This is a genomic window from Streptomyces sp. XY431, from assembly GCF_001279805.1.
Lineage (GTDB): Bacteria > Actinomycetota > Actinomycetes > Streptomycetales > Streptomycetaceae > Kitasatospora > Kitasatospora purpeofusca.
Window position 1 is genome coordinate 59,812 of sequence record NZ_LGDO01000267.1, and the last position, 12,315, is coordinate 72,126.

The following is a 12,315-nucleotide window of genomic DNA, read 5'->3' on the forward strand; positions in this document are numbered from 1 at the left end:
TCCTCGGGTCAGCGGGCGGTGCCGGGCGGGTTGTCGATCGCGTAGCGCCAGCGGCCGTCCGCGCCGCGCCGGGCGACGTCGGTGGCCGTGCCCTCGTCGCGGAGCGGACCGTCCGGGCCCTCGCCCTCGATCAGGTAGTCCCCGATCAGCAGCGCGAGGTCGCCGGCCACGTAGCACTGCCGGACCTCGATCCGGATCGGCAGGCCGAAGGCGAGGAACCGGCCGGTGGCGGCGCGCCGCTCGTCGCCGGTCACCACCTCGCCGGGCGCGTTGACGAAGACCGCGCCGGGCTCGAAGAGCCGCTCCACGGCCTGCGCGTCGCCGGCGTTGAAGGCCGCGGCGAAGACCAGGGGCAGCTGGGCCGGGTCGGTGGGCGGGAGGCCGGCGTCCGGGCCGGGTCCGGTGGTGGTCATGGCGGGGCTCATCCCGTCTGGACGGCGGCGGTGACCCCGCCGGACGGCTGGTCGGGCAGCCGGTCGAGGCTGAACCCGAAGTAGGTCTTGTACGCCTCCAGGACGGCGGCGTCGGTGCCGAACTCCTGGCTGCCGCGCTCGCCGCCGGCCACCGTGGAGAGCTGGTTGCCCTTGAGGGTGATCCGGCCGTCCTCGGTCCGCAGCGAGCAGAACACGTCCTGCAGGAACGGGGATTCGGGCGCGGTGCGGTACCACCAGAGGGTCGGGCGGAAGTCCTCGATCCGCACCGGGCGGTCCTCCAGCCGGTACAGCGGCTTGCCGTTGAGGAACACGTCGAAGCCGCCGCCCTCGACGTCGGCCAGCCGGTACTCGCCGTCCGGGTCCTGCTGGACCTCGCGCGAGGCCAGCCGCAGCGGGTGCCGGCTGTTGCGGCCGAAGCCGGTGTCGACCAGCCACTGCTCGCCGTCGACGGTGACCCGCAGGGCGAGGTGGCACAGGGCCGCGCCGAGGGTGCCGCCGGGGCGGTGGACCCGGCCGGGGAGGATCTCCACCTGGTAGCCGAGGGCGGTGAGCAGGAACGAGAGGGCCGGGTTGACCTCGTAGCAGCCGCCGCCCCGGCGCTGCCGGACGATCTTGTCGAGGACCTGCTCGTCCATGTGGATGGGCTCGTCGAGGTGGTAGCCGAGGTTCTCGAACGGCACGGACAGCACCTGCCGTTCCTGGAGGTGGGTGAGCGCGGCGAGGTCGGCCCGCTCGGGCCGTTCGGCGCCGATCCGGGCGAGGTACGCGTCCACCATGGCGTCGTCCAGCACGGTGATCTCCTCTGGTCGGTGTTCCGGTGATCGGTGATCCGGTGATCCGGTCGGGGTTTTCCGGCTCCGGTAATGCTTTTTCGGATGGAACGGTTGTGGGACGTGTACAACCCGTCAGGGGAATTCGGGAGCCTCGGGCGCTATTCGAACGGGGTCCGGCAATCCGAGCGCGTGAGCGATCAGATCACCGGTGATCCGGACGCCGCCGAGGGTGAGCACCGACTCGGCGTGGAACTGCACCGAGGCGAAGCCCGGCCCGCGCAGCGCGTGCACCTCGCCGGTCGCGGCGTCCCCGGCCACCCGGACCGCGCCGCCGCCGGGGGCCTCGAACTGCCCCGGCCCACCCGGGCAGGCGTCCCACACCGCGGCGAAGGTGTTGTAGAAGCCGACCCGCTCGGCGGCGCCGAACAGGTCGACCGCGCGCTGCACCCCCTGGTTGGGCACCGCCCGGCGGACCAGCGGCAGGCCCAGCTCGGCGGAGAGCACCTGGTGGCTCAGGCAGACCGCCAGGAACGGCCGTCGCGCGGCCAGCAACTCCCGGGCCGCCGTACGGAGATGGGCGATCTTCGGATGGGAGGTGTCGCGCGGGTCGCCGGGCCCGGGCCCGAGCACCACCAGGTCGGCCCCCTCGTGCGAGTACGGCTCGTCGAACCGGCGCACCCCGACCTCCAGGCCGAGCGCCCGAAGCTGGTGGCCGATCATCGCGGTGAAGGTGTCCTCGGCGTCCACCACCAGCACCCGCAGGCCGGCCAGTTCGGGGCGCGGACGGGCCCGCCCGGACACCTCGGCAAGCCAGAAGCCGGACAGGTCCTGGTTGCGCCCGGCCAGCGCCGCCCGCACCTCGGGGTGCGCGGCGAACCCGCCCCGGCGGCCGTCCGCCGGGGTGAACGGCCCGGCCGGCCCGGCCCCGCCGGCGGCGAGCAGCCCGGCCGCCTTGGCGCCCGTCTCGGCCACCTCGGAGCGCGGGTCCGAGTGCCGCACCAGGGTCGCCCCCACCCCGATCCCCAGCCGGCCGGTGGCCGGGTCGATGTCGGCGGTGCGGATCAGGATCCCGGAGTCCAGGGAGCGCCCGCCGACCGCGTCCCGGCCGATCAGTGCGGCCACTCCGCTGTAGTAACCCCGGCCCCCGGGCTCGTACTTGGCGATCACCCGGGCGGCGGACTCCAGCGGGCTGCCGGTGACCGTGGGCGCGAACAGCGTCTCGCGCAGCACCTCGCGCGGGTCCCGGTGGGTCCGGCCCTCGATGAAGTACTCGGTGTGCGCGAGCCGGGCCATCTCCTTGAGGTACGGGCCGACCACCCGGCCGCCGCCCGGGCAGATCCGGGCCATCATCTTGAGCTCCTCGTCGAGCACCATGCAGAGCTCGTCGGTCTCCTTGCGGTCCGCCAGGAACTCCAGCAGCCCGTCCAGCTCCGGGCCCTGCTCCGGGTAGCGGTAGGTGCCGCTGATCGGGTTCATCACCGCCCGCCCGCCGTGCACGCTGATGTGCCGCTCGGGCGTGGCGCCGACCAGGGTCCGCTCCCCGGTGTGCACCAGGAAGGTCCAGTAGGCGCCGGTCTCCCGCTGGAGCAGCCGGCGGAACAGGGTGAGCGCAGCGGTGGTGGTGTTCCCGCCGACGGAGGCGACGAAGGAGCGCCTGAGCACGAAGTTGGCGCCCGTGCCCTCCCCGATCTCCTCGGCGAGCACCCGGCGGACGGTCTGCGCGTACTCCTCGTCGCCGATGTCGAAGGCGCCGCCGGTCAGGTCGACCGGGCCGTCCGGGAGGCGGTCGAGCAGCTCGGCGAGCGGCAGCTCCGACTGCTCGGCGACGGTCAGCGCGAGCAGCGGGGTGCCGTCGTCCGGCGCCTCGAAGCCGCGCTCGGCGATCTGCCGGTAGGGGACCAGGACGAGCAGCTCGTGCTGCTCGCCGCCGGGGGGCGGGTCCGCCACCGGAAGGTCGGCCAGCGGCAGGTCGGCCAGCGTGGCCGGCGCCGACACCTCGCCGAGCAGCAGCTCGACCACCCCCGGGCCGGTGGCCTCGGGCCGGTGCAGCAGCGCGAACGCGGGCGGCCGGGCGGCCAGCACCCGGTCCAGCGGGGAAGGGGTCGCGTCACGCACCGAGCCCGGCACCCCCGTCCACCGTGAGGTCGTGCAGGGTGATGTGGCCCGCCTCGTCGGACAGCAGGAAGGCGACGGCGTACGCGACGTCCTCGGGCCGGGCCAGCTTGCCGAGCGGGATGCCGACCTTGAAGGCCGACGGCACCCCGGCGACGGTGGCGGCCCGGCCGTCCACGCCGTCGGCCCACATCGCGCTGAGCATCGGGGTGTCGGTGGAGCCGGGCGCGACCACGTTGCAGCGGATCCCGTAGCGGGCGACCTCCAGGCCGAGGCTCTTGGTGAAGTGGGTCGCCGCCGCCTTGGAGGCCGCGTAGGCGGCCATCTCGGCGCGCGGGGTGAGGCCCGCGTTGGAGGCGACCGTGACGATCGCGCCCCGCCGGCGCGGGATCATCCGGTGCACCACCGCCCGGGAGACCCGGAAGACGCCCTCCGCGTTGATCGCGAAGGTGGTCCGCCAGTCCTCGTCGGTGAGGTCGCGGACCTCGCCGAGCCGCAGCACACCGGCGTTGTTGACCAGGTGGTCGATCGGGCCGAGCTCCCGCTCGGCGGTGTCGACGGCGGCCTCGACCGAGGCGCTGTCGGTGACGTCGGCGGGGACGGCCGCCACCGTGAGGCCCTCGGCGGCCAGCTTGCCGGTGAGCTCGGCGAGGCGGTCGGCGTCCCGGTCCACGGCCGCGACCAGCGCGCCGCGAACGGCCAGCAGCCGGACCACGGCGGCGCCGATGCCGCCCGCCGCGCCGGTGACCAGTGTCACCTTGTTTCTCATGTGCGGACCTCCCTGGGGGACGCGGACCAACAGCTCGGGCCGCGGGTGGGTTGGGGGTGGTGCACGGGTCGGAACGGGATGGAGCAGGCAGTGCAGGCAGTACAGGCAGTGCAGGCAGTGCGGTGAGTACGGGACGTGCGGGCAGTGCAGGGCGTGCAGGGCGTGCGCGGCACCGGCCGCGCGCCCGGCGCTCAGGCGCGCCAGGCGGACACCACCGCGACCGCCTGGCCCGGGTTGAGCCGCGGGTCGCACAGGCTCGTGTACTTGTCGCCGACCCGGGCCAGCCCGGCCGCGTCGTCGGCGCACTCGGTCACGTCGTCGGGGGTGGTCTCCAGGTGCAGGCCCCCGGCGGCGGCGCCCTCCGCCCGGACCGCCCGCTGGAACGCCTCGACCTCCCGGACCAGGTCCGGCACCAGCCGGGTCTTGAGCCCGTCCGGCCCGGCGACGGTGTTGCCGTGCATCGGATCGCTGAGCCAGACCACCGGGTGGCCGGCCGCGTGCACCGCCCTGACCAGCCCCGGGAGGACCTCGGCGGCGCGGTCGGCGCCGAGCCGGGCGATCAGGGTGAGCCGGCCGGGTTCCCGGCCGGGGTCGAGCAGGGCGCACAGCCGCAGCAGTTCCGCCGGGGTGGTGGTCGGACCGACCTTGCAGCCGACCGGGTTGACCACCGAGGCCAGCAGGGCGACGTGCGCGCCGTCCGGGTCCCTGGTCCGCTCGCCGATCCACGGGAAGTGCGTGGAGGCGAGCAGCGGGCGGCCCCGCGTGTCCCGGCGGAGCAGCGGCAGCTCGTAGTCCAGCAGCAGCGCCTCGTGGCTGGTCCACACCGGCGGACAGGCGACGGACGGGTCACCGGGGGCGAGCCGGGACAGGTGGTCCAGCACCCGGCGGGACGCCTCGTAGCCCGCCGCCAGCCGGCGCGGATCGGGGGTGCGGAGGACCGGGTCGGGTTCCGGGCCGTTGACCAGGTGCCCCCGGTAGACCGGGAGTTCGACGCCGTCGCAGAGCTCGGTGGGGCTGGAGCGGGGCTTGGCGAACTGGCCGGCGATCCGGCCGATCCGGAGCACCGGGCGGTGGGTGGTGAGCTTCAGCCGCCCGGCCAGCAGGTCGAGCAGCGCGGCCTTGCGGGCGGTGTCGCCGGCGGTGCACTCCTGCGGGTCCTCGGCGCAGTCGCCGGCCTGGAGGACGTGCGCCTCCCCCCGCGCGACCCGGCCTAGCAGGGCCCGCAGCCGGTGCACGTCGGCGGCCGCGACCAGCGGCGGACGGTCGGCCAACTCCTTCTTGGCAGTGGCGAGTTCGAACGGATCGGGCCAGTCCGGCTGCTGCCCGGCGGGGCGGTCGGCGAGCTGTCCCAGGAGCAGGTGGTCCACTGACGTCTCCCTCCCGGACCGGCGGGGCCCCTACTGGTCGGCGAGGCCGCCGAGCAGTCCGGCCACCCGGACCACCCGGCGGGCCTGGAACTCCACGGCGGCGATGTTCTCCTCGTGCACCTGGCCCGGCACGTTCCGGGAGACCGCGCTGGCCCCGTACGGATTGCCGTTCTGCGGACGGAACAGCACCGGGTCGGTGGAGCCGGTGGCCAGGATCAGCGAGCCCCAGTGGCAGAAGGCGTTGTGCAGCGCGAGGATCGCCGTCTCGTGGCCGCCGTGCGGCGCGGAACCCGAGGTGAACGCGGACACCGCCTTGTCGGCCAGCCCGCCGGGGATCGACAGCGGCGCCGTCGCGTCGACGAACCGCAGCACCGGCGCGGCCGGCAGGCCGAACCGCACCGGGGTGCCGATCAGGATGCCGTCCGCCCAGGCCAGGTCGTCGAGCGAGGCCACCGGGACGTCCGCGGTGCGGTCCCGCAGCTCCCGCGCGGCCTCCTCGGTGCCCGGTACATAGGTGTCGTCCGGCAGGTCGGCGATCCGGCGCAGCCGCACCTCGGCGCCCGCCTTGCCGGCGGCGTCGGCCGCCGCCCCGGCCAGCCGGGCGACATTTCCGGTGGAGGACCAATAGATGACGGCAATGGTGGTCACAGCGGCGAACTCCTCGGTGACGTGGGCGCGTTCCACTGATCGTTGACCGTGGACGGCCGACCGGCCAACGGAGTTCCCGGCACTACGTCAGGTGGGGCCGCACTCCATCAAATACTCGGCGGCCACTTCTCCGGACGCCCCGCAAAGACCATGCCCGGCATTGACCCCCGCCCGGCCCGGCATTGACCCGGGGCCGACCTGACATTGACCGGGGCACTCACTTTTCCGGGCACGAATTGCTGCCTATCCTCGGCCACGGCACCGTTTTCGGTCCGTCACAGAGCCGAGGAGCAGTGATCCCGCAGTGAAGAAACCGCCGGCCGCCGACCCCAGAACCGGAGACCTGCGGCCGCTGATCGCCGAGGGTGTCTCGCCCTGGCTGGACGGGATCAACCGCGGCCTGGTCACCTCGGGCCTGCTCGGCCGGCTGATCGACCGCACCGGTCTGCGCGGCGCCACCACCAACCCCGCCCTGCTGACCGGACCGCTGCGCCACGACCCCGTCTACGCCGAGCAGTTGGCCCGACTGGCGGAGCACCACGTCTCCCCGGAGGGCTCGGTCTGGGCCGCCACCGTGCACGACCTGCGGCTGGTCTGCGAGGAGTTCCTCGGCGTCCACCGCGCCACCCACGGCCACGACGGCCTGGTCTCGGCCGACCTGGACCCCCGGCTGGCGCACGATGCCGCCGCGACCGTCGCCGAGGCCGTCGAACTGGCCCGCGCGGTGGACCGGCCCAACCTGCTGGTCAAGATCCCGGCCACCGCCGCCGGCCTCACCGCGATCCGCGACTGCGTCGGCCGCGGACTCGGCGTGCACGCCACCGGGCTGTACTCGGTGCGGCGCTACGGGCAGGTGGTGGACGCCTACTTCGACGGCCTGGAGCAGGCGCTCGCGGCCGGCCTCCCGCTGGCCGCGATCGCCTCGGTGGCCTCGCTCCCGGTCGGCCGGGTGGACCGGGAGATCGACCGGCGGCTGGCCGCGACCGCCGGCCCGGACGCCGCCGCGCTGCGCGGCCTCACCGCCCAGGCGGCGGCCCGGCTGATGTACCGGGCGTACGAGGAGCGGCTCGGCGACGGCCGCTGGCGCACCCTGCGCGCCTCCGGGGCCCGCCCGCAGCGGCTGCTGTGGACCGACTCGGCGCTGGGCGGGGCCGCCGCCCAGGCCCGGTACGTGGCCGGGCTGGTCTCCTGGGGCACCGCGCACGCGATGACCAGGCCGGTGCTGGACGAGGCGGTCCGCAAGCTCCGGCTGGAGGGCGACACCCTGCTCGGCCAGTACGAGGCGGCCCGGGCGGTGCTGGACCGACTGGGCCGGCTCGGCATCGACTACGGCGCCGTCGCCCGGCGGCTGGAGGAGCAGAGCGTGCCGCTGCTGGTCGACCACTGGCTGCGCCTGCACACCGCCGTCGAGGGACGCCCGGCCGCCCGGCCCGGCGATCAGGAACCGGCCCGACTTCCCTTCCGCTGAATCATCCTGATGATCAGTCACTCGGGTACCACGGGCCCCGCCCGGACGGCCCGGACCTGTTCTTGACGGGAACAACCGCCCCCGCATACCTTCCGGATTGCAGGCCGTCACGCACTCCTTCCGTTCACGGGGTCCGGGCGCGTCTTGTGGATCCAGCCCGGACGAGGCCGCGGCGTCGGGGTGCGTGCACCGCAAGGCGGAGGTAGCGGCACCTCCCGGCCACCGGGCTGGGGGCGGAGCCGCTGCGATGGGGGCACCTCCCGGCCGCAGGGCCGGGGCGCGCGTGCCCTGGGGGGTACCTCCCGGCCGACGGCCGGGGGAGCGTCGCGGACCAGGGCCGATCCACACGACACGCCCCAGGGGGAGGGAAGGTCATGACGCGACGGTCCGCCGACTCAATCGCGTTCAGCGTCCTGGAACTGCTGGCCAGCGAGGCTCCGGCCGCCCAACTGGCGGAGCTGGTCGAGCAGGCCCGGCGCAGCTGCGAGTCCGCCCCGGAGCGGGAGGCGATCTGCCGGATCGAGCAGCTCGGCCTGTCCATCCGCTCCCGGTCCCAGCAGCGGCGCCGCCGCGAGGCCGGGCTGGCCGCGCTCGCCGACACCGCCCGCGACCTGGCCCTGCCCTACGAACTCGACAGCCTGCTGCGGGTGATCACCCGCCGGGCCCGGCTGCTGCTGGGCGCCGACCTCTCCTGCCTCACCACCGCCGAGCCGGCCGGCGGCGACAGCGCCCCCGGACCGGTCCGGATCCGCACCACCGACGGCCCGAGCGGCTCGCTGCGGGTCGGCCTGGCCGTCCCCGAGGGCTTCGGCCTGGGCGGCGGCGTCCCGGCCGACCCGGGACCGTTCTGGACCCCGGACTTCCTCGTGGACGAGCGGATCCGGCGCAGCCCGGTGGTCGACGCGGCGATCCGCGCCGAGGGGCTGCGCGCCGTGATGGCCGTCCCGCTCGGCCACCGCGCCCGCCCGTTCGGCACCCTGTACGTCGCCGAACGCGCGGTGCGCTACTTCACCACCGACGAGATCTCGCTGATGGCCGCGCTCGGCGACCTCGCCGGGGTGGCGATCGAGAAGGCCCGGCTGCTGGAGCGCGCCGCCCGGACCTCCCCCGCCGCGGCGGCCCCGGCCCGGCCCGGCGACCCGGCGGCCCCGGCCGGCGCGGCCGACCCGGTCGCCGAACTCGCCGAGGCCCACCGCGCCCTGGTCGACCTGGCGCTCTCCGGCCGCGACCCGCACGCCCTGGTCCGCGACGCCGGCCGCCGGCTCGACCTCGGCCTGCGGGTGTACGCGAGCGACGGCACCGTACTGGCCTCGACCGGCGAACTTCCCGAACTCGACGGGCCGACCGTGGTCGCCACCGCCGTCGACACCCACGCGGCCGGCCGCCCGGTCCGGCTGGCCGGACCGCTGTGGGCGGCCCCGGTGCGGGCCGGCTCCACCGATCTGGGCACCCTGCTCGCCCGGCCGACCGGCCGACGGGCCGACCTGGCCGCGGAGTTCTGCCAGAGCATCGCCCAGGCGGTCGCGGTCGCCCTGCTGCTGGAGGGGCAGCGCTCGGCCGTCCCGGTCCGCCACGTCGGCGACGAACTGCTCGACGAACTGCTGAGCAGCCCGCAGCGCCCGCCCCGCCAGCTCGACGTCCGGGCCCGCCGGCTCGGCATCGACCTGTCCGCCGCGCACGTCCTGGTGGTCGCCCGGCCCGAGGGCGAGGCCCAGGGCAGGACCGCGACCTGGGCCGGGCTGTACGCCCACCGGATGAGCGGCCTCAAACGGGTCCACAACGGCCGGGCGGTGCTGCTGCTGCCCGGCAGCGACCCGGGCCGGGCCGCCCGCGCGGTCGCCGAGGAGCTCACCCCGCTGCTCGGCCTGCCGGTGACGGTCGGCGCGGCCGGGCCGGTCAGCGATCCGACCTCGGTCTTCCACGGCTACCAGGAGGCGCTGCGCTGCCTGGACGCGATGACCTCGCTGGGCGCGGTCGGCCGCGCCGCCTCGGCGCGCGAACTCGGCTTCGTGGGCGTCCTGCTGGCCGACAACCACGATGTCGAGGGGTTCATCGAGTCGGCGGTCGGCCCGGTGCTCGACTACGACCGGCAGCGGCTGACCGAGCTGACCCGCACCCTCCAGGCCTGGTTCGACACCGGCAACAGCCCGACCCACGCCGCCCAGCGGCTGCACGTCCACCCCAACACGGTGGCGCGCCGGCTGGAGCGGATCGGCGAACTGCTCGGCCCGGACTGGCTGAAGCCCGAGCGCTCCTTCGAGATCCAGCTCGCGCTCAGGCTCAGCCGGGTGCGCCGCACCCTGCTCGACCGGGGGGCCCGCGCCGAGCCCGGCCGTCCCGGGGACGCGACGGGCGACCCGACGGGCGACCGGCCGGGCGGTCCGGCGGGCAGCCCGACCGACCGACCGGACCGGACCGGCCCCGCCAACTGAACCCGCCACCTCAGTACAGCCGGTCGTCGCCGCGGGCCAGCACCGCGACCGCGTGCGCCGCCGAGGCCAGGGTGATGTGCCGGTGCCAGCCGCCGAACGAGCGGCCCGCGAAGTCCCGTACCCCGACCCGGTCGGCGGTCCTGGTGAAGTCCAGGTCCACCCGGTCGGCCAGCCGGGCCAGCCGCACCAGCGCGGCCACCGGCAGGTCCACCAGGTCGGTGAGCCACAGCTCGGCCGGCCAGCGCCCGCCGGCCGCGCCCATCCCGAGCAGCAGCAGCTCCCCGCCGCCGCGCCGGCCCCGGCCCTGGCGGGCGCCGCCGGGCCCGGCCGGACGCACCCGGACGGCGGCGACCAGTCCGCCGCGCAGTTCGCCGGACGGGTCGGACCAGACCACCGGCCGGCGCAGTTCCCGGGCCGCGGTGAGCAGTTGGCAGGCGGGCCCCGGTCCGGCCGGGTGGCCGGGCAGCGGCGCGACCGGCCGCAGCGGGAACGAGCCGCCGATCCGGGCCAGCATCGGCAGCCGCTCGCCCCGCATCCGGCGCACCAGCCGCAGCCCGTCGGCGTCCCTGGCGTCCGCGACCACCGGGCGCACCGGCAGCCCCCAGCGGGCCGGCAGGCCGAGCACCGCCTCCAGGGCGCAGTCGCCGAGGCTCTCCGCGTCGACCTCGTCGGGGATCAGCGCCTGGCTGCGCCGCGGCGCGTCCTCCAGCCAGGTCCGCGGCAGGTGCAGCCGCCAGTTGACCGGGCCGCTGAAGCTCTCCGAGGCGGCCCAGACGCCCACCGCCTGCTGGGCGTTGAGCACCTGGCCGAGGGCCGGTATGAAGCGGCGGTCCACCCCCACCGAGTGGTCGCCGGCCTTGGGGACGACCATCGGCCGCAGCACGTAGGCCTGCGGCGGGGCGATCCGGGCGAGGTGCTGGGCCAGCGCCTGGCGGACCGGGCCCCAGTCCCAGGTGGAGCTGGTGATGAAGTGGTGCAGGCTCTGCTCGGCGGCCGGGCCGCCGACCACCGTGGCGATGTTGCGGATCGACTTGCGTCCGCGTGCGCCCAGCAGCCCGCGCAGGTACTGGGCGCCCTTGCGCCGCTGGTCGCTGCGCGGCAGCGAGGCGAACAGCACGCCGCACAGCTCCTTGAGCAGCACCTCGTGCGAGGCGTCGAGCAACTGCGCGTCCTCCGGCGGAGCCTGGGGGTCCGTCGGCAGGGTTCGGGTCGTGGCCGGGCCGCTCATCGGTTCCCCTCGAATGGCGGATGACTGCGCCGTGCTCACGCTAGGGTGCGCGCCCCGCTCCGCTAAGGTGCGCGGCCCACCCGTCCGGCGCGGACGGTGGTGGCCCGGCCACCGGAGTCCCGCCCGCCGGTGCGGCGGGTCCGGATTCCGGTGTGCCGGGCCCGGTGCCCGGTCAGGCGGTGAAGTCGGCCACGTGGTCGCGGGCCCACTCGGCGAAGGTCCGGGCGGGGCGGCCGGTGAGCTGCTCCACCGTGTCGGACACCTCGGTCGGGACGCCGTCGGAGCCGGCCCAGTAGCCGACCACCGCGTCCATCACCCAGATCGGGACGATCGGGGCGAGGGCCTCGCGCGCCTCGGCGTCGGTCAGCTCCTCGAACTCCAGCGGCCGCCCGAGCGCCTCGGCCAGGTCGGCGAGCTGCTCGCGCTGGGTGATCGACCGGGGGCCGCTGATGAAGTACGCCCGGTTCTCGTGGCCCTCGCCGGTGAGCACCGCCACCGCGACCGCGGCGATGTCCTTCTCGTGGATCGCGTCGCTGTGCGACTCGGGGTACGGGAAGCGGATCCGCCCCTCGGCCCGGATCGACTCCGGCCAGCCCCACATCAGGATGTTGGTGGCGAAGTTGTGCGGCCGCAGGAAGGTGTACGCGATCCCGGAGGCGAGGACGGCGTCCTCGACCGCGCGGTGCATCTCCACGATCGGCTTCTGCACCGGGAAGGCGTCCACCACGGTCTGCGAGGAGAGCACCACCACGTGCCGCACGCCCGCCTCCCGCGCCGCGGCGAGGAAGCCGGCCGTGCCCTGCGGCACCGCGTAGAGGAACACCTTGTCGACGCCCGCCAGCGCCGGGCCGTAGGTGTCCGGGTCGGTGAGGTCGAGCGCCGCGGTGTCGACCGGGGCGGGCGGTGCCAGCTTCTCCGGGGTCCGGGCGCCGGCCCGGACGTCGGCGCCGGCCGCCAGCAGCTGCGCCAGCACCTCGGCGCCGACCTGGCCGGTCGCCCCGGTGACGAGGATCTTGCCCATGGGTACGGCTCCATTTCGGGATGTCAGGGTCGGGATGTCAGGGGTCGGGTGGTGGGAGGCGGG

10 protein-coding genes are annotated in these 12,315 nt (G+C 75.6%); 2 read left to right on the forward strand and 8 right to left on the reverse strand.

Annotated features, from left to right (window positions below; all coding sequences use genetic code 11):
• Positions 1-8: 8 nt before the first annotated feature.
• The 6 genes from ADK60_RS23230 to ADK60_RS23255 form a co-directional block, all read right to left on the reverse strand.
• Positions 9-413 carry a YybH family protein gene (locus ADK60_RS23230; protein ID WP_053648641.1) on the reverse strand — a complete coding sequence of 135 codons (405 nt, stop codon included), beginning with the start codon at positions 411-413 and terminating at the stop codon, positions 9-11.
• A gap of 8 nt (positions 414-421) precedes the next feature.
• Entirely contained in the window at positions 422-1,225 is an 804-nt protein-coding gene (locus ADK60_RS23235) for an arylamine N-acetyltransferase family protein (RefSeq protein WP_052709204.1), read from the reverse strand.
• A 114-nt stretch (positions 1,226-1,339) separates the two neighbouring features.
• Positions 1,340-3,322 (reverse strand): anthranilate synthase family protein, encoded by a 1,983-nt coding sequence (locus tag ADK60_RS23240; protein ID WP_199839729.1) that lies wholly within the window; start codon positions 3,320-3,322, stop codon positions 1,340-1,342.
• Positions 3,315-4,088 carry a 2,3-dihydro-2,3-dihydroxybenzoate dehydrogenase gene (locus ADK60_RS23245; RefSeq protein ID WP_053648643.1) on the reverse strand — a complete coding sequence of 258 codons (774 nt, stop codon included), beginning with the start codon at positions 4,086-4,088 and terminating at the stop codon, positions 3,315-3,317. The genes ADK60_RS23240 and ADK60_RS23245 overlap by 8 nt, the downstream gene beginning before the upstream one ends.
• A gap of 191 nt (positions 4,089-4,279) precedes the next feature.
• Positions 4,280-5,455: a 3-deoxy-7-phosphoheptulonate synthase gene (locus ADK60_RS23250; protein WP_053648645.1), complete on the reverse strand. Its 1,176-nt coding sequence runs from the start codon at positions 5,453-5,455 to the stop codon at positions 4,280-4,282.
• A 30-nt stretch (positions 5,456-5,485) separates the two neighbouring features.
• Positions 5,486-6,103: a flavodoxin family protein gene (locus ADK60_RS23255; protein WP_053648701.1), complete on the reverse strand. Its 618-nt coding sequence runs from the start codon at positions 6,101-6,103 to the stop codon at positions 5,486-5,488.
• Between the two features lie 304 nt (positions 6,104-6,407).
• Here ADK60_RS23255 and ADK60_RS23260 point away from each other — a divergent pair, with 304 nt between their 5' ends.
• Both ADK60_RS23260 and ADK60_RS23265 read left to right on the forward strand, forming a co-directional pair.
• The gene (locus tag ADK60_RS23260) at positions 6,408-7,571 is read left to right on the forward strand and encodes a transaldolase family protein (protein WP_052709205.1); all 1,164 of its coding nucleotides are present in this window, start codon (positions 6,408-6,410) and stop codon (positions 7,569-7,571) included.
• A 374-nt stretch (positions 7,572-7,945) separates the two neighbouring features.
• The gene (locus ADK60_RS23265) at positions 7,946-10,003 is read left to right on the forward strand and encodes a helix-turn-helix domain-containing protein (RefSeq protein WP_063783236.1); all 2,058 of its coding nucleotides are present in this window, start codon (positions 7,946-7,948) and stop codon (positions 10,001-10,003) included.
• Positions 10,004-10,013: 10 nt separating this feature from the next.
• On the opposite strand, the gene ADK60_RS23270 is transcribed toward ADK60_RS23265, so the two are convergent.
• The gene (locus ADK60_RS23270) at positions 10,014-11,231 is read right to left on the reverse strand and encodes an IS701 family transposase (protein WP_079008637.1); all 1,218 of its coding nucleotides are present in this window, start codon (positions 11,229-11,231) and stop codon (positions 10,014-10,016) included.
• A gap of 172 nt (positions 11,232-11,403) precedes the next feature.
• Complete coding sequence (locus ADK60_RS23275) at positions 11,404-12,252, reverse strand: NAD(P)H-binding protein (RefSeq protein WP_053648647.1); 849 nt, start codon at positions 12,250-12,252, stop codon at positions 11,404-11,406.
• Positions 12,253-12,315 lie beyond the last annotated feature (63 nt).

What these genes read in the sequence shown, in the direction of transcription:
- ADK60_RS23275 (WP_053648647.1), bottom strand. Translation starts at nt 12,252, where the DNA reads ATGGGCAAGATCCTCGTCACCGGGGCGACCGGCCAGGTCGGCGCCGAG.
- ADK60_RS23270 (WP_079008637.1), bottom strand. Translation starts at nt 11,231, where the DNA reads ATGAGCGGCCCGGCCACGACCCGAACCCTGCCGACGGACCCCCAGGCT.
- ADK60_RS23230 (WP_053648641.1), bottom strand. Translation starts at nt 413, where the DNA reads ATGACCACCACCGGACCCGGCCCGGACGCCGGCCTCCCGCCCACCGAC.
- ADK60_RS23245 (WP_053648643.1), bottom strand. Translation starts at nt 4,088, where the DNA reads ATGAGAAACAAGGTGACACTGGTCACCGGCGCGGCGGGCGGCATCGGC.
- ADK60_RS23265 (WP_063783236.1), top strand. Translation starts at nt 7,946, where the DNA reads ATGACGCGACGGTCCGCCGACTCAATCGCGTTCAGCGTCCTGGAACTG.